Annotated in this window: 24 protein-coding genes; 14 read left to right on the top strand and 10 right to left on the bottom strand. The window is 37.8% G+C overall.

The window, feature by feature from the left end; translation table 11 throughout:
• Window positions 1-34: 34 nt before the first annotated feature.
• Both LCP48_RS07270 and LCP48_RS07265 read right to left on the bottom strand, forming a co-directional pair.
• Window positions 35-175, bottom strand: a complete 141-nt coding sequence (locus tag LCP48_RS07270; RefSeq protein WP_004232534.1) for an RAxF-45 family protein — start codon at window positions 173-175, stop codon at window positions 35-37.
• Window positions 176-330: 155 nt separating this feature from the next.
• The gene (locus LCP48_RS07265) at window positions 331-1,359 is read right to left on the bottom strand and encodes an AbrB family transcriptional regulator (protein WP_004232532.1); all 1,029 of its coding nucleotides are present in this window, start codon (window positions 1,357-1,359) and stop codon (window positions 331-333) included.
• Between the two features lie 205 nt (window positions 1,360-1,564).
• Here LCP48_RS07265 and LCP48_RS07260 point away from each other — a divergent pair, with 205 nt between their 5' ends.
• The 6 genes from LCP48_RS07260 (at window position 1,565) to LCP48_RS07235 (ending at window position 5,469) form a co-directional block, all read left to right on the top strand.
• Window positions 1,565-2,014 carry a LytTR family DNA-binding domain-containing protein gene (locus LCP48_RS07260; RefSeq protein ID WP_004232529.1) on the top strand — a complete coding sequence of 150 codons (450 nt, stop codon included), beginning with the start codon at window positions 1,565-1,567 and terminating at the stop codon, window positions 2,012-2,014.
• 1 nt (window position 2,015) lies between these two features.
• Window positions 2,016-2,417, top strand: coding sequence for a DUF3021 domain-containing protein (locus LCP48_RS07255; RefSeq protein WP_004232526.1), 402 nt, complete (start codon window positions 2,016-2,018; stop codon window positions 2,415-2,417).
• 6 nt (window positions 2,418-2,423) lie between these two features.
• Window positions 2,424-3,344: an ABC transporter ATP-binding protein gene (locus LCP48_RS07250; protein ID WP_004232524.1), complete on the top strand. Its 921-nt coding sequence runs from the start codon at window positions 2,424-2,426 to the stop codon at window positions 3,342-3,344.
• Window positions 3,344-4,219 (top strand): ABC transporter permease, encoded by an 876-nt coding sequence (locus tag LCP48_RS07245; RefSeq protein ID WP_004232523.1) that lies wholly within the window; start codon window positions 3,344-3,346, stop codon window positions 4,217-4,219. Before LCP48_RS07250 ends, LCP48_RS07245 begins: the two co-directional genes overlap by 1 nt.
• A gap of 135 nt (window positions 4,220-4,354) precedes the next feature.
• Window positions 4,355-5,110 carry a DUF2087 domain-containing protein gene (locus LCP48_RS07240; RefSeq protein WP_004232522.1) on the top strand — a complete coding sequence of 252 codons (756 nt, stop codon included), beginning with the start codon at window positions 4,355-4,357 and terminating at the stop codon, window positions 5,108-5,110.
• 17 nt (window positions 5,111-5,127) lie between these two features.
• Window positions 5,128-5,469 (top strand): GIY-YIG nuclease family protein, encoded by a 342-nt coding sequence (locus LCP48_RS07235; protein WP_004232521.1) that lies wholly within the window; start codon window positions 5,128-5,130, stop codon window positions 5,467-5,469.
• 48 nt (window positions 5,470-5,517) lie between these two features.
• Here the strand turns inward: LCP48_RS07235 and LCP48_RS07230 are convergent, their stop codons facing one another.
• From LCP48_RS07230 to LCP48_RS07195, 8 genes are all read right to left on the bottom strand, one after another.
• On the bottom strand, window positions 5,518-5,889 hold the full coding sequence (locus LCP48_RS07230; RefSeq protein ID WP_225340824.1) for an MmcQ/YjbR family DNA-binding protein: 372 nt from the start codon (window positions 5,887-5,889) through the stop codon (window positions 5,518-5,520).
• A gap of 81 nt (window positions 5,890-5,970) precedes the next feature.
• Window positions 5,971-6,789: a YitT family protein gene (locus tag LCP48_RS07225; RefSeq protein WP_004232517.1), complete on the bottom strand. Its 819-nt coding sequence runs from the start codon at window positions 6,787-6,789 to the stop codon at window positions 5,971-5,973.
• An 87-nt stretch (window positions 6,790-6,876) separates the two neighbouring features.
• Entirely contained in the window at window positions 6,877-8,175 is a 1,299-nt protein-coding gene (locus tag LCP48_RS07220; protein WP_036218926.1) for a M48 family metallopeptidase, read from the bottom strand.
• A gap of 156 nt (window positions 8,176-8,331) precedes the next feature.
• Entirely contained in the window at window positions 8,332-9,138 is an 807-nt protein-coding gene (locus tag LCP48_RS07215; protein WP_225340823.1) for a hypothetical protein, read from the bottom strand.
• Window positions 9,131-10,201 (bottom strand): MBL fold metallo-hydrolase, encoded by a 1,071-nt coding sequence (locus tag LCP48_RS07210; protein ID WP_225340822.1) that lies wholly within the window; start codon window positions 10,199-10,201, stop codon window positions 9,131-9,133. Before LCP48_RS07210 ends, LCP48_RS07215 begins: the two co-directional genes overlap by 8 nt.
• Window positions 10,194-11,855, bottom strand: a complete 1,662-nt coding sequence (locus LCP48_RS07205) for an ABC transporter permease (protein ID WP_004232501.1) — start codon at window positions 11,853-11,855, stop codon at window positions 10,194-10,196. Before LCP48_RS07205 ends, LCP48_RS07210 begins: the two co-directional genes overlap by 8 nt.
• A 57-nt stretch (window positions 11,856-11,912) precedes the next feature.
• A complete protein-coding gene (locus LCP48_RS07200) occupies window positions 11,913-12,938 on the bottom strand; it encodes an ABC transporter substrate-binding protein (RefSeq protein WP_004232499.1) in 1,026 nt (341 codons plus the stop codon).
• Window positions 12,935-13,900, bottom strand: coding sequence for an ABC transporter ATP-binding protein (locus tag LCP48_RS07195; protein ID WP_009370782.1), 966 nt, complete (start codon window positions 13,898-13,900; stop codon window positions 12,935-12,937). Before LCP48_RS07195 ends, LCP48_RS07200 begins: the two co-directional genes overlap by 4 nt.
• Before the next feature lie 138 nt (window positions 13,901-14,038).
• On the opposite strand from LCP48_RS07195, the gene LCP48_RS07190 reads away from it, so the two are divergent.
• The 8 genes from LCP48_RS07190 to LCP48_RS07155 all read left to right on the top strand — a co-directional run bounded on the left by LCP48_RS07190 (window position 14,039) and on the right by LCP48_RS07155 (window position 22,361).
• Window positions 14,039-14,950, top strand: coding sequence for a LysR family transcriptional regulator (locus LCP48_RS07190; protein ID WP_202341489.1), 912 nt, complete (start codon window positions 14,039-14,041; stop codon window positions 14,948-14,950).
• A gap of 61 nt (window positions 14,951-15,011) precedes the next feature.
• Window positions 15,012-15,470 carry a PTS sugar transporter subunit IIA gene (locus LCP48_RS07185; RefSeq protein ID WP_009370780.1) on the top strand — a complete coding sequence of 153 codons (459 nt, stop codon included), beginning with the start codon at window positions 15,012-15,014 and terminating at the stop codon, window positions 15,468-15,470.
• Window positions 15,467-15,730 carry a PTS sugar transporter subunit IIB gene (locus LCP48_RS07180; protein ID WP_004232490.1) on the top strand — a complete coding sequence of 88 codons (264 nt, stop codon included), beginning with the start codon at window positions 15,467-15,469 and terminating at the stop codon, window positions 15,728-15,730. The genes LCP48_RS07185 and LCP48_RS07180 overlap by 4 nt, the downstream gene beginning before the upstream one ends.
• A gap of 33 nt (window positions 15,731-15,763) precedes the next feature.
• Window positions 15,764-17,032, top strand: a complete 1,269-nt coding sequence (locus tag LCP48_RS07175; RefSeq protein ID WP_004232488.1) for a PTS ascorbate transporter subunit IIC — start codon at window positions 15,764-15,766, stop codon at window positions 17,030-17,032.
• Window positions 17,033-17,274: 242 nt separating this feature from the next.
• A complete protein-coding gene (locus tag LCP48_RS07170) occupies window positions 17,275-18,261 on the top strand; it encodes a BMP family lipoprotein (RefSeq protein WP_202341490.1) in 987 nt (328 codons plus the stop codon).
• Window positions 18,258-19,919: a methyl-accepting chemotaxis protein gene (locus LCP48_RS07165; protein ID WP_004232483.1), complete on the top strand. Its 1,662-nt coding sequence runs from the start codon at window positions 18,258-18,260 to the stop codon at window positions 19,917-19,919. The genes LCP48_RS07170 and LCP48_RS07165 overlap by 4 nt, the downstream gene beginning before the upstream one ends.
• A gap of 505 nt (window positions 19,920-20,424) precedes the next feature.
• The gene (locus tag LCP48_RS07160) at window positions 20,425-21,423 is read left to right on the top strand and encodes a permease (RefSeq protein ID WP_004232480.1); all 999 of its coding nucleotides are present in this window, start codon (window positions 20,425-20,427) and stop codon (window positions 21,421-21,423) included.
• A gap of 11 nt (window positions 21,424-21,434) precedes the next feature.
• A complete protein-coding gene (locus tag LCP48_RS07155; RefSeq protein ID WP_004232478.1) occupies window positions 21,435-22,361 on the top strand; it encodes a TIGR03943 family putative permease subunit in 927 nt (308 codons plus the stop codon).
• The last annotated feature ends 34 nt before the right edge of the window (window positions 22,362-22,395 follow it).

Here is a 22,395-nt window from a genome sequence, read left to right as displayed (position 1 = left end):
TCCTCTTCTCAATTAAATGTGTGAAAAAGAATGGTTAATTCGCTACGTTTGTTATTTGATTTTGCTTAAAAATGGACAGACCTATCCCGTTGTTCGCAAAATCGAAAGTAATCACACGTGCAAAATACATAGCCGTATCCACTTTTACACATGTTTTCGTAGCGTTTTTATTCATTCCTTCTCACCTCCGTTCATAGTAGTTATGGCTATCATAACATTATTCGGATTATTTGGAAAGGGAAAATTTAACGTTCATTTATCATTATTCAAAAGTTCTATTTGATCGAAATTCGCACAAAGAAAAACATGAGAGGTTGATTCATAGCCCCATCATGTTTTCACTTTTCTTACAAATACTTTTACCACAGGCACCAGAAAAATCGAGACAACTAGTACACGAAAAAGCTGAAAGGCCGTGACAATCGTGACATTTGCATGGACCGAAGCGGCAATAATCCCCATTTGATCAAGACCACCAGGAACAATACTTAAAAAGCTTGTCCTAAAATCAAGGCTGTACAACGCTGCCATCACAAATGTTAAACCATAGGCTGCCCCAATAAAAATGCCCGCTGAAACAAACGCATAAAAGATATGCTTTTTCGATAAATGTAAATCCTCTTTTTTCAACAATAATCCGATATAAATTCCTAGCATGAGTTGGGCAATATGCAGAAGTGATAATGGTAATTTTGGTACTTCTATCCCTGCCATATTAACGCCCATTAGTAAAAACACTGGGCCTAGCATATAGCCTGTTGGAATTTTCAGCTTTTGTGCTAGCCACCCTGCGCCACCACATACCACAAGTATGCCAACAAGGTTCCATGTATATGTGCCATCAATCATAGAACTATTGCCCCCTGCTCCTGCTACCATTAAAGGAACAAAGCCAACGATTAAAAGAATGCGGAGGATTTGAAAGAATGTGATGACTACCATATCCATCTCTTGTTGCTCTTCCGCAAATGCCACAACCTGCGACATGCCCCCAGGAACACAACACGTTAAGGCAGTCGCAAAATCCAAATCTGTACGCTTAGCAACAAGGAAACTTACCGCAAAAAATAACAAAATAAATATGATATTTAACACGACCATGCTTCCTAAAAAAAGCTTGATGTCCTGTACAGCTTCTGGTGTAAAGGCATAGCCGATAGAATAACCCGCTACGACTAAACCAAAATTGCGGAGAGAATAATGCCATTTTAATTGGACATTGGTGGATAGCTGCACGATGAGCACCGCTGTAATCGCTCCTAACAGCCAAGGCATCGGTATATGGAAAAATTGAAAAACTACAGCACCTATTAAACCAATGCATAATGTGATGAACATATGCTTATCAAAAACAAACATGGTAGCAACCCCTTCAACTCGATAAGCCTATTATGACCTTTATAAACCGCTTTTTCTACTGGACCGACTTTTGAGCTGTTTGCTATCGCTGAAAAAGAACCTGTTATCCAACAAATAAAACCTCTCATCGAACAATTTATCCTTGCTAAAATTTTCTATGCTACATTAGTAATACCTGATTCAGCGTTTTTAAAGGAGGCCTCCTATGAAAATTCATTTAACCATCAATCATGAGCTCGAGGAAACTGAGGTTCATATTCATGCCAAAGAATATAATGAGCAAATTGAAAGATTGATGAGACAGCTTCAAGCGTCCCAAACTACGATGCTAGATGGGTATGACCAACAAGAAATTCATCTCTTAAAAATTTCCGATATTTATTCCATTTACGCAGAGGATGCCAAAGTATTTTTACAGACAGATGAGCAAGAGTTTGAGTCCAAGCGAAAATTATATGAGCTTGAGGCTCAGCTAGCCAAAGATTTTGTGCGTGTGAGTAAGTCTACACTCGTCAATATCCATAAAATATCCTCTATTCAAATGGGCAAAATCGGCACTACACAGCTATTACTTGAAAATGGCGTAGCCATTCATGTCAGCCGAAAATATTTAAAAGAATTAAAGAGACACTTAGGTATAGGGAGGGATTCATAGCATGAAGTATTTACGTATGATGATTATCGGTCTACTCATTTCCCTTAGCTCTTCTTATGTCTTAGTGACACTTAGCCTCCTATCAAATAATGCGGTGGCGTCAGGAACAGAATTATTGGAGCAAATTGTGATCGCGGCCATTCTTGGTATTGCCATCGGTTTGCTATCCGTCATTTTTGATATGGAGCAATTGCCTTTTACAGTTCAGCTTCTTCTACACTTAGTAGCGGTGACAGCATGTGTATTAACAGCAGGCTATTTTGGTAGTTGGTTTGATTCAGGTGTATGGTATGTACTTATTGCGGAAGCCATTATTTACTGGATTGTTTGGTGTATTCTATATGTTTTTCAATTAAATGATATTGAAAAAATCAATAAAGAAATTCAAAAGAGAAGGGATTAAACACTTATGACGTTTGCAATAAAAGTTGAAAATTTATGTAAACAATATGGAAAACAGCAAGCTGTCAAAGGCATTTCTTTTACAGTCGAACAAGGCACCCTATTCGCTTTTTTAGGTGAAAACGGTGCAGGTAAATCTACAACGATTGAAATACTTTGTACTTTACTAAAAAAATCGAGTGGTCAAGTAACTATTAATGGTTTCACACTCGACGCAAGCAATGATAACGCGGATATCCGTAAATCTATTGGTGTCGTTTTCCAGCAAAGTCTATTAGATGAGCGCTTAACTGTACGTGAAAATATCCTCCATCGAGGGAAAACATATGGTTTATCGAAAACACAGCTTACCGATAACTATCAATTTGTTTCCACCTATTTGCATTTAGAGGATATTGAAAAGAAAAAATATGGAACATTATCAGGGGGACAAAAAAGGCGAGCAGATATTGCTCGGGCACTGATTCATCGTCCAAGTATTTTATTTCTGGATGAACCTACAACGGGTTTAGATCCACAAACACGTCAATTTGTTTGGCAGGCAATTAAGCAGCTTCAACTGGAAACCAATATGACTGTTTTTTTAACGACCCATTATATGGAGGAAGCGGCAGTCGCTCACCAAGTCACTGTCATAAAGCAAGGAAACATTGTCGCACAGGGATCGCCCGATGCACTAAAAACAAAATATGCCTATGATTCAATGGCTCTCGTTTTTCAAAATGCACAGGAGGGGGTAAAGTTTCTTGAGGAAAATGCGATCTCCTACACAGAGAAACAAGGGATATACACCATCCGTTTATCTTCTACCTTACAAGCACTCCCCCTTTTAAAAAAAGCTGAACCACTTATCGCCTCCTTTGAAGTCATTAAAGGATCAATGGACGATGTCTTTCTTCATATTATGGCAGAGGAGGAGGTTGCATAGTGGAAGCATTAATTAGTTTAGTTCTGCGTAATAACAAAATATTTAGACGGGATAAAACACAGGTGTTCTTCTCCCTACTGTCAGTCATTATTGTCATTGTGCTGTACTCTGTTTTCCTCCAAAAAATGCAGGTAGATGCCATTGAACAACTAACAGAAGCTACACCTGGATTGATCACCATGGTCAATGAATGGCTAGTAGCAGGCTTACTCTCCATGATTGCTGTTTCGACTACTCTTGGTGCCTATGGTATCGCTGTTAAAGACCAAGAATCCAAGGTACAAGCCGACTTTTTAACAGCTCCCCTTTCTCGTGCAACCATTCAGTTGAGCTATGTGCTCAATGCATTTATTATCGGCTGTATTTTTTCCTTAATCGCGCTCATTGGCTGTGAAATCTTTATTGTCACAACGGGAGGTAAGCTTCTAAGTTTCGGAGATTTTGTTCTTGTATTGAGCATATTGTTTTTATCTGTCTTGCTTGCGAGTGTTTTTAATTTATTTCTTTCGTTATTTGTGTCGACCCAAAATGCTTTCTCAACACTCGGCACAATTGTTGGTACATTGCTTGGATTTTTATGTGGTGTTTATGTACCTCTTGGAGCTTTACCAAGCTTTGCACAACATGTAATCATGTACTTCCCAATTAGCCATACAACACTATTATTACGCAATGCATTTATGGAGAGCTCTATTGCAAATGTTTTTGATGGTGTGCCCGTTTCTTATGTGGAAGATTATAAAATGAATTATGGTATTGTTTATGAACTAAATGGATATATACTTAGCTCCACAACAAGTCTAATTGTGATTGCCTGCACAATTGTAGCTCTTTCTCTAGCATCTCTGATCTTATTTAAGAGAAAATATAACTAAATATGAGCCAACCATTTTACACATCGTTTAGAATACGATGTGTTTTTTATTGCATTAAAACAAACAATTTGTTATTTTAAATATTAAATAGCAAACAAATTTAAAATTCGTTTGTTTTATCAAGGAGGGGTTGCAATGGATGTAAATGAATTATTTTGGCAAGCTCCTATCGATGATCTAAAAAAGGGATATATCGATCAAGCGGTACACTTCACCTGCCTACTATGCGGTGAAAAAGTAGAAAAAGGCATTATTTATCCTCAAGAGGGCTTATTATATGAAGCAGAGAAAATGATGCAACACCATATTACATTGGCTCACCATTCTGTTTTTCATTATTTAAACGGTCTCAATAAAAAAATGACAGGCTTAACAGAACATCAAAGTCATATTTTACGCTTATTTTATGAGGGAAAATCAGATCAGGAGATAAAAGAAGAATTAGAGATTGGCAGCGCCACAACGATTCGCCATCACCGTTTTGCTTTAAAAGAAAAGGAACGCCAAGCCAAAACATTGATGGTGATGATGGAGTTACTAAAAGAACAAGATCAGAAGGAGGAACCATTTGTGCCTATCCATAAAACAGCTACTATGGTCGACGATCGCTATAACGTAACCCTCACGGAAGAACAGCAATTATTAGAGAAGCTATTTCCAAACGGTGTTGGCAAGGAACTGGTACGCTTTCCAAAGCGCGAAAAACAGAAAATTGTAGTACTGCGTGCCATTGCAAATCTTTTTGACGAGGAAAAGCATTATACTGAAAAAGAATTAAATGAAGTGATTAAACCGATGTATGAAGACTATGTTCATATACGTCGTTACTTAATTGAATACGGTTTTCTTGACCGGAAAGCAGATGGCAGTGCCTATTGGGTAAAAAAATAAGAAAGTAGGTTATAAAAATGGATCATAAAAAAGAGTTAAAAGAAATGTATAAGGAGATGCAAATTGAAGCGGGCGTTTTTACAATGACCAATACACAAACAGGCAAATTATTTGTGGGGAGCTTTAATAATTTAAAGCGTTTAAATGGCTTTCAGTTTATGCTCAAAACGAATACACATACGAACAAGGTGCTTCAGGCAGATTACAATTTATATGGTCAAGAAGCTTTTGAGGTGGAAATCGTTGAGTATTTAAAGAAAAAAGAAGAAGGCTATTTCGATGAAAAAAAAGAGCTCGAAAAGCTGGAGCAAAAATGGCTTGAGACACTAAAGCCTTATGGTGAGCGTGGTTATAATTAGCCATTAGCGCATTTGCCAAAAAGGTAAATGCGCTATTCATTACTTGTTTTATGCATTGCTAATCAATTGAATTTCCTGCTGTGCTTTCTTCGTTAGTTTATTGAAAACAAGCTCATAGGAATGTTGGATAAGATGCTCTACCAAATCCATCGGGACATCCTCAGCATCCATATAAATGGAATTCCAATGGGTTTTATTCATATAGTAACCAGGTATAATGCTTGCATAGGCTTCTCGTAATTCTTCCGCTCGAGAAGGCTCACATTTCAATGTAAGAACAGGCTTACCTGTTCTATTTCCTCCAAGCATGGCATACATTTTTCCACCGATATGATAGCGATCTGCTTGCCACTCCTCTTGATAGTCATACGTTGTTCCATGAAGCTGTATACAGTAAGCATGAATTATTTCTTTTTCCATCTTTACAATCCCCGTCCCCTCAAATAAAAACACACGTTCGATTATGGTAAGTATAACCTAAAACGTGTGTAGAGAATAGCATTATTTAGTTGTACCACGGTCAAACATTCCGATTACTTCCGTCGTCTGTAAAATATTCACAAACGACTTTGGATCAGTCTCCTTAATCGTGCTTTTCACATCAGCTAGTTGGTAACGCGTAATAACAGTAATTAATACTTTCCGACCCTCGCCTGAATACGCTCCCTTTGCATCGATAATCGTTACTCCACGATGTAGCTTTTCTAATAGTTGCTGTTTGACCTCGTCCCCTTTACTCGTAATAATCATCAACGTTAATTTAATATGGCTTGTATGAATTGTATCCACTACTTTTCCAGTTGCATAAATGGACACAAGGGTTAACAACGCCGCATCCCAGCTAAAGACAAAGCCAGAAGCAGCCACTACGATTCCATTCATAGCGGCAATTAACGTACCGAGCGGAAAATCACGTTTCCGGCTAAGTAGCATAGCAATTATATCAAAGCCCCCTGAGGAGCCAGCAGCTCGGAAAATCATGCCCATTGCAAACCCTACAATAACACCACCAAATAAGGACGCGAGGATTGGCTCTTGTGTCGCTTTGTGTATTGGAATAATATATAAACTCACTGACAACACAGCCACCGAAAGAATGGTGTAGCTAATAAATCGCTTGCCGAGCTTCATCACACCTAAAATCAGTAAAGGCAGGTTAAGCAGTAAATTTAACACGCCTGTATTTAAAGGGGTAATAATCCCAAGCATGATGGCAATACCACTCAACCCACCACTCAAGATTTCATGGGGAATCAATAAATAATTATAGGCAAAGGCCACTAAAATGGAAGAAAGTGTAATTATAATCACATTTCGCATAATGCTATCCCCTATCAATCAACGACCAAATTTTGATACATCTTTGTCATAGACTACCCATTTTACTCTCCTAAAAAACCTATCCTCTTACTTTTTCTTCTGTTCTTCCTTTAAAGGCATATTTTGTTTATATTCCCCAGTATCCGCAACTTTATAGATTCGCTCAAGCATCGGTGGATGTGTATAACGGAACCACTTCACTAAGAGTGGCGGATTCACTTCACTTAAGCCTGAAATCGTTAGCTTTTGAAATGCTGTTACAGCCGCTTCTCGATCATTCATAAGGTTAATCGCATATTGATCGGCTCTTGTTTCCTGATATCTCGATATAAAATTGGATACTGGATTGGAAGCAAATAGTAAAATAGAAGTAATGAGTAAAAATAATGGATAGGAACGAATACTACTGATTTTATTAATTTTTAAAACCTGTCCATATCGTAAAATCAAGCGACGCATAATTTTCGCTGTTAGCCATAGCCCTATTAACATGAAGAATAAATAGCCTGCAATGCCAAAATAAATATGCTTTTCTACATAATGTCCCATTTCATGTGCCATGATAAATAAAATTTCATTGTCCGTTAGTCTATTTAATGTAGTATCCCATAGCACAATTCTCGAATTGCTCCCAATTCCTGTCACATAAGCATTTAAGGCATTGGTCTTTTCTGCCATGTTGACCTCATAAACATGCTCTGCTGGAATATTCGCCTGTGTAGCAAGTGTAAGTATCTTTGTTTCCAGCTCTTTATTTTTTAGTGGATAAAAATCATTGTACAAAGGATCAATGACAACAGGCTGAATGAACATCACAAAGATTGTAAAAGGGATAGTTAAAAGCCAAGCATAGAGCCACCATCTTTTTTCGCTCTTTTTAATGAGCCAATAAATCACTGTAACAATAATCAAGCTAGTGCCAAAATTCACCCAAAAATCAATGACACCATCCTTCATCCAAGATGCAAATGCTTGTGTACTAATGCCATAGCTTTTGCTAAGATGATAGCGATAATAATCAAGCGGGAATAGCACAATATACAGCAATAAAGATAATAAAAATAAGTAACCTGCATTTTGCAACAGCTTCCACTTCGTTTGGGAGGTCGTCACTTTTTCGAAATAACGAGATATGCCCAATAGTAAAATCAAGAAGTAGATCAGCCATTCTAAAGGTGTGGCTACAAAGAATACAAAGTTCCGTATTTTTGAATATTCACCACTTAAAAAAAGCTCCTTGCCAGACATAAACATCACGGGATCTGCCGCCGTTCCTTGTAAGGCACTTGGTATTTTACCACCACCGCTGTGGAATATATACCAGTACATACAAAGCACGTAAACACCGAAAAGTAATAGTGTAACAATGCCCATTTTTTTCGCTATGTTATTTCCCCCTCATATCACCCAAAGTTCGTCCTATAGTAAGTGTAAGCGAAATTATCAAAGTTAGAACAAACATGACCTACTTTTTTAATCTCTCTGTTGCCAAAGAAAAATTTCGCCTCATTTCTATATGAGGCGAAATCATTGTCTTCCTATTCATTTATCCATAACAAATGCCGTTTTACCTCGTTGATCCGCGCTTAAATAGCCAGTGGATAATAGTTGCTCATACCATTGCTTTTCTATAGTAGCTACTTGAGCCGCATCATCTACCTTCGTAGAAAGTTCAACCATAATGTCTCCTTTGTACTGCCATACCTCTATATCCGCTTCATGTCCTAAAAAGCTTCCTTTATAGGTCATAGTATTAGCAGGCCCATATACAACAACTTGAGACAACGTATTTTTATACCATGCTTCGGAATTCCAATTTACAATTTTCTTTGGCGCATTTTCAAGAATGAGTTTTTTCGCAACATTTGTAGCAACTGAATCATAAGAGACCTCAGCAGAAGTCTTCAAAGATTCCTTCCGGCTTATCGTAAATGTACGATGATCTCCCTTAATATCTAGCTCAAACTTATAATTTGACTCAGAACCAGTAAAACCATGATTCATTGTTTCTGCCATTGCTTCACTTAAAGGTGTGTTTAAAAAACGCTTTTTGTAGGTTATATCCATTTTATTACTACCCTTATATACACGTAAGCGGTGTATATAGTCATGACGTAGAAACAATTGGTCAAGCGTATCATAAAAATAAACTTTTACGTCATCCTTTTTAGTTGCTTGAAAAGCCTGGACAATAGTTGATTCATTAAAAATCTCAGGTTTAATATTGAATTTAATTTCATGGCCTGGCTCAATGGCTGCTTTCGCTTGTGTTGTATTCACACCCATCATACTAATCATTATCAAGCCCAAAACACACAGATAAAATGCCCATTTTTTTAGTTTAGTCACGCTTTAATTCCTCCTTCGGAAATGTTGTTGTTAAATTTGTATGTGTACTGTGAAAATAGATCGTTTGTCGTGCACGAAGTCTCTGTGACAGTGCCACTAAATCCCAATAGTCTGGATGTGTTTTATAGAAGAACTCCTCAGAGATATGCTTTAAGCTAGCTGGATTGTAAGCATGACGAGAATAGCCTGTATGAACAAAAATTGCCGTCGGATCATCCTTTGCAAGCTCCTCCACTTGAGCCACATCCTGCTCTGAGACAAAATACAGTACATGGTGACTGTCCTGTTTTTGCTTGAGTCGTTCTAAAAGCATCACTTTATTTGGCCAAATATTTTCATGTTCTTCATCATAATGCGCCAATAAAGGTTGTAGCTTGGCATCTACCCTAATCGCTCGAGTTGTATGTTCAGAAAGATACGTCATAATATCGACTGTTTTGCCCGAAAAAGAGGAGGGGAATATAAATGAATGATTGGGATGAGCCTTTACATACATAGCCATTTGCTGTAACACCTCAAGATTTCGAATGCATTTTTCCGCATGTCCACTATCAATAAACGCTACATCATAAACCGTTCCATCCTCCTCTGGCAAGGTCGCCTTTAATAAATACGAATCGACTACATAATCACCAGAGAAAAAAATCATTTCATCAAAGAAACGAATTTTGTACCACACGCTTCCAATTAAATGCCCGCTATATCCCCATTGAAAGGCAAGATATTCATTGACCTCTATCCATTTTCCAATCGTATCTGGATAGAAAGTTCGGACTTGTGGGATAAGCAGTGGAAGCTGCTGAGCCGTTGTATGACTCATTAGTATCGGTCCCGTATAGCCCATGTTCTGTAGTATTGGCAATGCCCCTACATGATCAATATGCGAATGAGAAATAAAGACAGCAGCTAGCTTTTCAATATGATTAAATGTAATATTTGGTGGCGTTTTTTGTGTATTTTTCATAATACCACAATCCAATAAAATGGCCTGCCTCTGATTTTCTATATAAAAACAATTGCGCCCATATTCGCCTACACCACCTAAAATTTCAACACTAAGCATTGGCCTGCCCTCCTCGTTTTTGCAGCCAACCCAATAGGAACATAAAAATAACAGTCATAAGGACGGTTATAACAGCTACTGCCATTCCAACCCCTACATTACCTTGCTCAAATTGGCTATAGATAAAGGTTGCCCCTGTCTCTACGGATGGTGGCAAAATTAAAAGGCCAGCTACAAGCTCTCGCATTGAAATAATAAAAGTCATCATCATTCCTGTTAAAATACCCTGCATCAAAAGTGGTAGGATAATGCGACGATAAACCGCAATGTTACTACGACCAAAAATAGCAGCTGATTGAAAAATAGAGGCATCCAATTGTGAAAAAGAAGACTTTATATACTGCACCGAATAAGGTAAAAACAGTACACAGTATGTGACTATTACCATTGCCTTTGTGTTATAAATTGTTGCGGGAAGCCAAGGAGCATTCCAAAACATAATTAAACCTACAACAAAGACAATTCCCGGAATAATATTAGGCATTAAACTAAAGAAGTCTAATATTTGCTGCTTTCTGGTTTCTCCTTTTTTAATATAAAGAGCGATGAATAAACCTATTATGGCGGTTATCAAGGCCGTCATGATAGAAAAAACGATGCTATTTAAGAATGCTGTCAATCCTGCACTTCCACTAGTGAAGACCTCTTGATAAGAAGCCAAACTGAAATTCCCAGCCTGTAAACCATCTCCCCGTACCTTTTGCAAAGAGGTCACGATAATAGAGAAATAGGGAATACCGATCGATAATAATAGGACAAGCCCTACAAAAGTCCACGAAGCTGTTCTTATATACCACTTGTCCTTGATCTCACGTCTAGCAGGTGTTTTTCCTGATAGCACACCATATGTATATTTGCGTCCAATGAGATTTTGGAAATACCAAATGACTAAGCAAACTGACAATAAGAATAAGGATAGCGAGGTTGCCATGCGAATATCAACTGGCCATCTTGATAAATAGGCATGAATTTCGGTTGTAAACACTTGAAACCCAATCCGACTGCCGAATGTAGCTGGCGTTCCAAATTCAGCAAGCGTCTTAATAAAAATAAGGAGACTTCCCAAAACATAGCTTGAAAGTAAAAGAGGTAACACAACCTTTAGCCAATTTTGCAAAGAATTTCGCCCAAAAATCAGCGCTGCATCTAAAAATGAGCCATTTATGCGAAGCAATGTATTTTTCAGCATTAAATACAAAAATGGAAACAGGTGTAGACTCATGATCACTACCATGCCAAATAAGGAAAAGAAGGAATCTGTCATCCAAGCAGCACTTGGAATAAGCTGCTGTAAAAAACCATTGTGCTGCATAAACAAAATCCAGCCCATTGAACCAATATAGGGAGGTGTCATAAATGGAATCGTTAACACTATATCGAGCCATTCATATTGATATAAACTTGTTTTCGTGCGAATGAAAGCCATAGGTAATGCGATAATTGTTGTCCCAATAATCACGAAAATCCCTAAAACCATCGAATTTCCAAGCGTTTTCCATATCCTATCGTGTGCAAACATTCGACTAAACTGTGATATATCAACATGTCCCTCTTTTATAAAGGTATAAAATAAAATGGCCATCAACGGAGCGATAGCAAATATGATGACAATTGTCAGTAAAAATCCAAAAGCTCGTCTTCCTTCCATTATCATGACGATGTCAACCCTTCTCTCTGAAAACTAAAAGGAGGTATATCAACCTCCCTTTATTTAACGAAATAAATCCGTAAACTTTGTTAGTACTTCCAGCTGTTTCGCTTCCGCACCCATCCAATCAACTGTTAACTGTGGAATCTCATCTAAAGCTGCACGATTTTTCACAGCAATATCTTTATTCCCTGGTAATAAGTAAGCATCTGCTACTAGCTTTTGCCCTTCATCTGACAATAAAAAATCAATATAGGCTTGTGCAGATTCTACATGTTGTGCATCCTTTAAAATACCTACTGCTCTTGGACTAACCACTGTCCCACTCGTCGGATAGATAATTTCCACTGGCTCACCGTCTGCTTTTGCTTTATAAGCCATATAATCTACACCTGCAATCGTGGCATTTTTCTCGCCTGTAATAACCGCATCCAAGGCTTCTTTATTCGCACCATTGACTTGTAAGCCATTTTTCTTCCAACTATCAATTGTGCTCCAAGCTGTTTTTTCTGCTGCTGTGTAGCCATATAAGAAATCGACAGCAGAGCCTGACAAACTTGGATCGGGAATATTAATTTTATTTTGCCAATCAGCTGTTGCTAAATCAGACCAATCCGTAGGCGCCTGTGTCGTATTCTTCGTATTATAGGCAATCCCTAAAGCAGAGGCACTGTAGCCATAAAAATATCCATCTTGATCCGACCAATCACTGTTGATTCTTTCCTTATTTTTAGCAGCTTCGTAGCTTTGCAATTGATCTGTTGCTTTTAACCCATCCATTGAGGCAACAGAGGCAAGTACAACAATGTCAGCTACAGGATTATTTTTTTCCGCTTCTAAACGAGAGAGAATTTTACCCGTAGTTCCTTGAAACATTTCCACTTTAATCCCTGTTTTTTCTTCAAATGCTTGTTGAATATTTGCAGCTAAACCATCTGGCCCAGCAGAATACACTGTCAGAACTTTCTCCTCCTGTGTCTTTGCACTTGCTTCATTCGTCTCTTTTGCCTCTTTATTACCACAGCCAGCTAATGCTAAGGCCAATAAAATGCCAGCAGTTGCCCATAATTTAAAATGTCGTTTCTTCAATGTAAACCCTCCAATTGATAGATTTGTTTTTCATCAATAAAAACTTGCAATCTTTTTCCATGCTCTAATGGCTGCTTCTCATAAAAGCTCCAATACTGTCCTTCTACCTGTGCTTGTACTAAATAACGATCGCCAACAAATGTACTTTTCACAATCTGCGCTTGTTTGGCAATCGTCCCAGGACGCGATATTCTCGAAACACCCTCAGGTCGCACAATTGATTGTCGATTGTGAAGCCAATTCACTTTGCCAATAAAATCTGCCACATAGGGCGTTGCTGGTGCACGATAAATTTCCTCAGGCGAGCCAATTTGAGCAATTCTTCCTGCCTCCATAACGATAATTTGATCAGACATTGTCATGGCCTCTGTTTGATCATGTGTTACGAAAATGGCTTGGCAATTAAGCTCATGAATGAGGTGCATGATTTCATCTTGCATTTGCTCTCTTAGAACAGCATCAAGAGCAGATAAAGGCTCATCAAATAAAATTAATTGCGGTTTGGTCGCTAAAGCTCTAGCTAATGCCACTCGCTGCTGTTGTCCACCCGATAATTCACCTGGCTTTCGTTGCTCATAGCCTTGCATTTTTACCAATCGCATCACATGCTCGACTCGTTCAGGAATAGCTGATTTAGGAATAATGCCCTTTAAGCCAAAGGCAATATTTTGGAAGATGGTCATATGTGGCCATAGAGCAAAATCTTGAAAAACCATGGCAATATTACGCTTATTTGGTTTGACATTTTTACGAGACACCGAAGAATAAATGACGGTGTCATCAAATCGTATTTCTCCTTTTGATGGCTGTTCAAGGCCAGCTATCAACTTTAATAAGGTTGTTTTGCCACAGCCTGATTGTCCGAGAATCGTAATAAATTGCTGATCTAACTCCACATCAATCGGCCACAATGCTTGAGACTGCCCATATTTTTTCTCGATATTTTTTAATGAGATTTTCATAAGTATCCTCCTCGTTACTTACAACTATAAATTCCAGATATTTAGAAAATATTAATCTACTATTAATAACACGTTAAAAAAAATCTAATAAACTAAAGCAAATACAAGATTTTTTCTAATTTCCTTTAGGAGGATAAAATGAACAATAGTAAATTACAGGCATTTTGCTTACTTGTAGAATTAAAAAAATTAGCCCCTGTCGCCAAAGCACTTGGCATTACAGCCCCCACAGTATCATTTCATATTCGCTCTATAGAGGAGGAATACGGTATTCGTTTATTCCGAACAAATGCTGGAGGATACCGTTTAACAGAAGCGGGCGAAGGTGTGTATCATTACGCTCGTCAAATGGTTCAACTTCAAAAGGATATGGATCGTTTTATTGAAAATCTTTTAGCAGGCCATATCGGTTCATTACGACTAGGGGCGAGTGGCTTACCTGCCCATATTTTTATGCCAGATTTAATTCATCAAGTTTCAACGACCTATCCTGAGATTCGCATTTCATTAGAAGTAAAAACAGCACCTGAAATTGAAAAAAAGGTAGCACTACAGGAATTAGATTTTGGGCTCATCATGGAGACTAAGCAGGAAAATCCTTTACTTCAGTACGAAACAATCGGTGAAGATGCACTTGTATTGGCATTCAGCCCATCTCACGAGCTAGCAGCACAAAAAGACATCACCAAAGAAGATATTCTTAAATACAAGCTATTGTTGCATACATCCTCTAGCTCCACGAATCACTTCATTGAAAAGTGGATGGAGCCATTTCAGCCTTCTATTTACACAATTGAGCTGGATTCTGTGAGCACGATTAAAAAGATGCTGACCTTTGGCAAAAACTTGGCGTTTCTATCTGTTTCCTTAATAGAAGAAGAATTAAAATCAGGTGTACTGCTGAAGAAAGATCTACATGATGTAACACTAAATAGAAAAATTCAATTGATTTATCCGAAAACGCGCTTAGATCATAAAATGGATGAATTTGTCAAAACGTCGGTTTATGAAATAGCAAAGCAATTAAAAATATCTTCTACGATGACATAATTCCACATACAGTCGTAATAACATGGAATGGGAAGATATTTTTATGAAAGGAGGGTTGTCCTTGCTAACCAAGCTGTTGACAAAAGATTGTATACAGCTTGCAAACTTTGTCCGATCATGGCAAGAAGCAATTCATTTAGCGGCTAGCCCATTAGTACAGCAACACAAAATTGAACAGCGCTATGTCAAAGCCATGATTCGATCTATTGAACACTATGGTCCTTACGTTGTCATCACACCCAAAGTAGCCATTCCTCATGCACGGCCATCTGATGGGGTTCTTGAACTAGCCATAAGCTTGCTACGATTACAAAAGCCTGTTTTTTTTAGCCCTAATCAGCCTGTCTACCTACTGATTGTGCTAGCTGCCATTGACAATGCTTCACATCTACAGGTGTTGGCTGATTTGGCATTAGTCTTACAAGAAACCGATCAGATTGATGACCTAATCGCCTGTCAACATGCGGACATGATATGGGAGAAAATCAAACAATATACGACAAAGGAGTCAACAGAATGAAAATTTTAGTCGTGTGTGGAAGCGGTTTAGGAAGTAGCTTTATTTTAGAATTGAATGTTAAAAAAGCATTAGAAGTTTTGGGGAAAGATGCAGAGGTAACGCATACAGATTTAGCGTCTGCCAAGGCGGAGAAAGCAGATATTTATTTAGGGGCAGCAGATATCGTGAATGAATTAGCGAAAGACAAAGGAATCATTGTGAGCATCGTAAATATGATGAGTATTTCAGAAATAAAAGAAAAGCTTGAACCGTTGCTTTAAGCATTAAAAATTTGGATAGGATGAGGTGTTGGTATGTTAGATGTTATCATGCATGACATTTTAGGAACACCAGCTATATTAGTCGGCCTATTCGCTTTTATTGGTTTACTTATTCAAAAAAAATCAAGTTCCACTGTTCTGTCAGGTACATTAAAAACGATAATGGGCTTTGTCATCCTCGGAGCTGGTGCCACTGTCTTGATTAGCTCTTTAGATCATTTTAGTAAAATGTTCGATCATGCCTTTCAAGTACAGGGAGTCATTCCCAACAATGAGGCCATCGTGGCAGCTGCTCAGACTAATTTTGGTACAGCTACTGCACTAATCATGGTATTTGGTATGATTATGAATCTACTATTTGCGCGATTTACGCCATTAAAATATATCTTTTTAACTGGACATCATACATTATTTATGGCTTGTTTAATCGCCGCTTCATTATCAGTTGGAGGGATGAGTGGTACACCTCTTATTCTTGTTGGGTCTATCATTCTTGGACTTTGTATGGTCGTGTTCCCTGCCATTTTACAGCCGACAGTTCGACAAATAACAGGGAGTGATGACTTTGCTGTTGGTCACTTTGGCAGTGTTGGCTATTATGTTTCTGCAAAGATTGGTAAGCTCTTTGGTAATAAAATGAAATCCACAGAGGATATACAGGTTCCGAAATCATTAGGCTTTTTACGAGATACCTCCGTTGCTATTTCTTTAACAATGAGTGTGTTCTTTGTGATTGTTGCTCTTTTTGCTGGCCCTTCCTATATTGAGACACAATTATCTGCGGGCTCTAATTTTATTATTTTCGCTATTATGCAAGCGATTACATTCGCAGCGGGTGTTTATATTATTTTAGCAGGTGTACGGATGTTAATTGCTGAAATTATTCCAGCCTTCAAAGGCATTGCAGATAAGCTTGTACCAAACACAAAACCAGCACTTGATTGTCCAACCATCTTCCCTTTTGCACCAAATGCCGTTATTATTGGTTTCATTTTTAGTTTTATAGCAGGACTGGTTTCCATGTTTATTCTCCCCTTCATCGGACTAAAAGTCATCGTGCCAGGTCTTGTTCCACATTTCTTCACAGGTGCTGCAGCGGGTGTCTTTGGAAATGCTACTGGTGGTAGAATTGGTGCGATGTCCGGAGCCTTTGCCAATGGTTTATTAATTAGCTTTATTCCAGCCTTACTCCTTATTTTTATGGGAGACATTGGTTATGAAGGGACTACCTTCGGTGATTCAGACTTTGGGGTAATTGGCATTATTATTATTAATTTATTAAAATTATTCGGCGCTGTTTAGAACATGTAGTAAAGCCTAACGCTATTTGCGTTAGGCTTTTATAGTGCTGTACATACAAGAAGTGCGACGGAAACCTTTTAATAGTAATCTTGCTTTATATTATTAACTTATTATGTATATAGAAATGAATCATTATTCTTAGACATGCTAAAAAAAATATTTTCGTGGATGTCTGACATCAGACTAAAAATATTAAGTTTTTGCCGATATATATTTTATACACAACAGGAGGTACACATAATTTGAAGAAATTAATCACTAGCTTTCTTTTGATCACTCTGTTGATAGCAGGCTGTTCCTCAGCACTGACAGAAACATCAACTGAAGGATATAGGATAGGTATTTTACTATCAGATGCAGGACTAGGCGATGAATCATTTAATGATTCTGCTTTTAAAGGCTTAGAAAAGGCGCGCGATGAGCTAGGCATTTTGTTTGATTACAAAGAGGCTCCTGATGGTAAATACGAGGAAAAGCTGAATGAGCTTGTAGCAGAAAAATATGATATCATCATTGGTCTCGGGTTCTCTGTACAAGAAGCACTAGAAAAGACTGCAAAACAAAATCCCTCTCAGCAATTTATACTGATTGACGGACAATCTGAAATTGACAACATCATATCAATTACCTTTAAAGAACAAGAAGGTAGTTTTTTAGTTGGGATGATTGCCGCTATGACAAGCAAAACAGGAAAAGTTGGCTTCATTGGTGGAGCAGATGCTCCTGTTATCCACCATTTTGAAAATGGTTTTATCGAAGGAGCTCGTTATGTAGAGCCATCGATTGAAATTATGAGAGATTATGCTGGTACCTTTGACGATACCCAGGCTGGTGCAGCGATAGCAGAAAGGTATATCAAAAATAACGTTGATTTTATCTACCATGCAGCAGGCTTTACTGGCTTTGGGGCGATAAAAAAGGCCGAGGAAATGGGGATCTATGCAGCGGGTGTTGATATCGATCAGTTTTTTGTTGCCGAAAAAACGGTTGTCACATCCATGCTTAAAAATGTTGACCTTGCCGTCTATCAACTTGCAAAGACATTAGTTGAAAATGGGAAAATTAAGGAAAAATCCTTTACATTAGGTTTAGCGGATCAAGGTGTGGGACTAGCAGATATTCGTGTAATCCAACTGACAGCTGAGCAACAGACAACCATCGAAAAAGCCAAAGAAGCCATTATTTCAGGTACGATAAAAGTTACTGCGGAAAAGGGGAATGACCAGTGACACTACGTAAGAAATTATTTATGAACACCTTGATTCCAATCGTACTGGCTATGGCTATGATTGGCTTTATTATCCTACAAACATTTACGATCCAAACAACAGCACAGGATGATACGAAACTTTTACTTGCAGTAAAAGAACTAGAGCAAAGCTTAGTTGTTGCCAGTCAATCTTTAAATAATTTTACCTACTTAGATAGTGAAGCCAATAAAAATGAAGCGCTCGCTATTTTACATGAAACAAAAAGTAATTTAGAGGCATTAGCCTCTCTAACGAGATTACCTGAACATCAGACAATCGTCGAAAAAATAGCTAGTAAATTTGAAAATCTAGAAAAGGCGACTGAAAGCGGGTTTCAAGAAAACAATCGCTCAGAAATTAAAAAGCAGTCCATCCGAATTAAAGGAATTTTAAACGATATGTATTTGCTCAAAAAAGAAACAAACGAATGGTATCAAGAAATGATCCAAGTAACGAAGCAAAAAATAGGTTTCATTACAACCTCTACCATCATAGGTAGTGTGCTATTAATTATTGCTACGATACTTTATTCCTATGTAGCTGCGAAAAGAATTACCAAACCCATTAATCAGATTGTAAATTGCGCACAGGCCGCAGCAACAGGAAACTTAACAATGGATACTTCTACCCTTTCCTATCAAGCAAACAGTCGATATGAGATTGATCAATTAACAAAAAGCTTTGCAGACATGATGAATAATTTAAAAAGTACTGTACAATCCATTGATACTATTGGAAAGGATGTTAATTTGTTTACACAAGAAGTGACGAGCCATATGAACAATATTCATGAAAGTAGTAATCAAGTCGCTACCTCAACCGACGAATTAGCAAAAGGCAGCTATACGATGTCAGAAGACATTCAATCAGTGGCACTCCAAATGAATACTATGGCAGATCAATTTAGGGATGTAATGCGTACAAGTGAGCAATCGGCTGACACTGGTAAACAAGCTCTGGAGGCTGTTCAAAATGGTCAATATTCATTAGAAAAACAATCTTCCATTGCAAAGGATATTTCAACCACATCACTTGATATTAAGGAAGCTGTAACTCAATTCTCTCAATTCACTTCGGAAATTGAAGGCGCAGCCAATGCTGTCCATACGATTGCCAGCCAAACAAATTTATTAGCACTAAATGCTGCTATCGAGGCTGCAAGAGCTGGAGAAGCAGGCAAAGGGTTTGCCATTGTTGCCGAGGAGGTTAAAAAGCTCTCTTCTGAAACGGAGAATGCTACGAATTTAATCACCTCAATGGTCGTGCATATTCAAGGTGGCATTACGCACATCCTTACTACGGCTGAACGAGGTTATCTGCTATCAAATGAGCAATCTCAATCCATGGTAGAAACAGAACAATCATTCTCAGCTATTACCATGCACATAACAAATATCCATCGCGATTTACAAAATCTCACAAAAGAAATGGCGCAAACGAATGAAATGAGCCAGCAAGTAAATAGTACTATTGAAAATATTTCTTCTATAACAGAAGAAACGGCTGCTGGCACAGAAGAAATATCAGCATCAACGCAAGAACAACTACTTTCCTTCCAAAAAATTAGTGCTAAGATAGACGATCTTGAAGCTATGACTAATACTTTGATGAATGAGCTTAAAAAATTCACCCTATAGCATATTAATTCATTACCTAAATCCAGTGAAAATGTTTCACTGGACTTCTTCATGTTGTTAAAAAAGCTCATGTCTCTAACAGAAAAAACCTTTAGCAAGGTGAGAGGTTCCGCCAGCGTCCTTTCCAGGAGGCGTCCGTTGAACCGCCTCACTCCAATCAACAATTCTGCAAAAGTGTCTTTTCTTATCTTTCGCACTAGCTGTAGAAAACAAAATAGCCATGATTTGTATAATCAGAGTAAGAATAGGCTCTTATTCAATTTGGAGAAGTGATGAATTTCATAAAAAGAACAGGAAAAATCTTTGCTAAAAAGATACATTTTTATAGGATTACCCCTAAACAATATAGAACTAAGTATTCTCATAAATAATTCGATATAGAGGGAAAGTAAAAAGATGGTAGGTATCAATTTTTACTTTCTCTTTCCTTTTTTGAAGTGCTAACAATGTCATCTATGTCATATCTTAAATTAAAACGTAACCATTACACTTTAAGGAGGTCTATGTGGAACGTCTCCATTTTTCCAAATATGTATTGAATTTTTGGTTGCTCTTCATTCTATTCATAGGCATGCTACCACTAGTGTTATTCAACTTCTCAGCACTAAACGATCTTAGTTCCTCATTATTCAATTTAAATACGATATTTTTAAGTATTTTAATTGAAGCATTACCATTTGTCTTAATTGGAATAATGATTGCTGGCTTTATTCAGATTTTTATAACAGAGGAATATATCCAAAGGTGGATTCCTCGAAACCCTGTGATGGCCGTTATTATGAGTTGTCTTGTAGGTGCATTATTTCCAGCCTGTGAATGTGGGATTGTTCCGATTGTTAAAAGATTGATTGTCAAAGGCGTACCTATACATGCAGCTATAGGCTTTATGTTAACTGGTCCACTTATTAATCCCGTTGTTATTCTTTCTACTTATATGGCATTTGGAAATGATTTAAAAATAGCGAGCCTGCGAATGCTCGTAGGCTTTGTCATCGCTATTGTAGTAGCATTACTTACCAGCTTATTTTTTAAAGGATCCCAATTTAAGAGCTCTTTACAGCCCTACTCATTAACAACCTCTAATCAACAGGTATCCTTCTTCACCAAATTATTAAATATGGTCAAACATGCCATCGATGAATTTTTTGATATGGGTAAATATTTAATTATCGGGGCATTTTTAGCTGCCTTTGTACAAACCTATGTATCTACCAAAACACTTGTAGCCATTGGAGAAGGTGAACCCTCCTCCATTCTAGTTATGATGGGCTTAGCCTTCATTCTGTCACTTTGCTCTGAGGCAGATGCCTTTATTGGTGCATCCTTTAGTGCCATTTTCTCCACCCCATCTATTCTGGCCTTTCTTATTTTTGGCCCTATGATCGATTTGAAAAATACCATTATGTTGATGAGCGTATTTCGTTTAAAATTTGTTTTTTGGTTAATCGCCTTAGTGGCTACAGTTGTCTACATTAGTATATGGATTCTTTCAGCGTATCTCTAAGGGGGAAAACCATGAAATTTCACGTTCAACAAGCGTTAAGAGCCTTAATGTTACTCGCCTTTTCGGCTATGATTGCCAACTTGCATTGGACCGGAGAACTAACAAAATTTATCAACCCTAAATATGAAGGGCTAAGTAAAACAGCCGCCATTATATTTTTTATACTATTTCTTGTTCAAGTGACAAGAGTTATATCTTTTTCAAAGGCTCTCCATTCATGTGATCAAACGGGACAAGCATGCTGCTCCCATCACGATCATGGTCACACAACCTTTACCCGAAAAAAAATAATAGCCTACCTCATTATTATGACACCAATAATGACAGGCTTCTTCGTGCCAGCAAAAATTTTAGATGCATCCATCGCTGATAAAAAGGGTGGTGCATTTATTCTCACCCAGCAAAATCAATCATCTAAAATTGAGGATTACCTCACTTCAAATGAAACGATTGATGAAAACATCTATGATGAGCATGATGCTGATCCCAGACTGATGGAAGAAAAACAGGAAATGACAAAAAAGCAATATGACAAATTAAAGCAACAGTTATCCCAACAATCTATGCTGAAAATGACCGATGAGGACTATACGATCTATTACGAGGAAATTAATCAAAATTTGGCTAACTATTTAGGGAAGAAAATACAGTTGAAGGGCTTTGTTTTAAAAGAAGAAAGTTTTACAGAAAAGCAACTAGTGATTTCAAGGTTTCTTATTACGCATTGTGTCGCCGATGCCAGTATCGTCGGCTTTCTGACAGAGTTTTCGGACGCTCCTTCACTCACAGAAGATACATGGATTGAAGCGGTCGGTACAATTAGTCAATCAACATATGAGGGTGCTAGCTTACCTGTTATCCATATTGATGATTGGGTAACAATCGAACAACCCGAATCACCTTATCTTTATCCTATTAATATTCGAATGAGTTTCTAGCAACAAAAGGGCAAAGCTTATGGCTTGCCCTTTC

The sequence above is a fragment of the Lysinibacillus capsici genome (assembly GCF_020217405.1).
GTDB classification, from domain to species: Bacteria; Bacillota; Bacilli; order Bacillales_A; family Planococcaceae; genus Lysinibacillus; species Lysinibacillus capsici.
Note: the sequence above shows the minus strand (reverse complement) of the source record. Positions and strands in the feature narration are given on the sequence as shown.

Coding starts and splice junctions, on each gene's coding strand:
- LCP48_RS07250 (WP_004232524.1), top strand. CDS start 2,424: ATGACGTTTGCAATAAAAGTTGAAAATTTATGTAAACAATATGGAAAA.
- LCP48_RS07175 (WP_004232488.1), top strand. CDS start 15,764: ATGTTAGATGTTATCATGCATGACATTTTAGGAACACCAGCTATATTA.
- LCP48_RS07190 (WP_202341489.1), top strand. CDS start 14,039: ATGAACAATAGTAAATTACAGGCATTTTGCTTACTTGTAGAATTAAAA.
- LCP48_RS07265 (WP_004232532.1), bottom strand. CDS start 1,359: ATGTTTGTTTTTGATAAGCATATGTTCATCACATTATGCATTGGTTTA.
- LCP48_RS07225 (WP_004232517.1), bottom strand. CDS start 6,789: ATGCGAAATGTGATTATAATTACACTTTCTTCCATTTTAGTGGCCTTT.
- LCP48_RS07270 (WP_004232534.1), bottom strand. CDS start 175: ATGAATAAAAACGCTACGAAAACATGTGTAAAAGTGGATACGGCTATG.
- LCP48_RS07240 (WP_004232522.1), top strand. CDS start 4,355: ATGGATGTAAATGAATTATTTTGGCAAGCTCCTATCGATGATCTAAAA.
- LCP48_RS07195 (WP_009370782.1), bottom strand. CDS start 13,900: ATGAAAATCTCATTAAAAAATATCGAGAAAAAATATGGGCAGTCTCAA.
- LCP48_RS07205 (WP_004232501.1), bottom strand. CDS start 11,855: ATGATAATGGAAGGAAGACGAGCTTTTGGATTTTTACTGACAATTGTC.
- LCP48_RS07235 (WP_004232521.1), top strand. CDS start 5,128: ATGGATCATAAAAAAGAGTTAAAAGAAATGTATAAGGAGATGCAAATT.
- LCP48_RS07255 (WP_004232526.1), top strand. CDS start 2,016: ATGAAGTATTTACGTATGATGATTATCGGTCTACTCATTTCCCTTAGC.
- LCP48_RS07260 (WP_004232529.1), top strand. CDS start 1,565: ATGAAAATTCATTTAACCATCAATCATGAGCTCGAGGAAACTGAGGTT.
- LCP48_RS07230 (WP_225340824.1), bottom strand. CDS start 5,889: ATGGAAAAAGAAATAATTCATGCTTACTGTATACAGCTTCATGGAACA.
- LCP48_RS07210 (WP_225340822.1), bottom strand. CDS start 10,201: ATGCTTAGTGTTGAAATTTTAGGTGGTGTAGGCGAATATGGGCGCAAT.
- LCP48_RS07155 (WP_004232478.1), top strand. CDS start 21,435: ATGAAATTTCACGTTCAACAAGCGTTAAGAGCCTTAATGTTACTCGCC.
- LCP48_RS07180 (WP_004232490.1), top strand. CDS start 15,467: ATGAAAATTTTAGTCGTGTGTGGAAGCGGTTTAGGAAGTAGCTTTATT.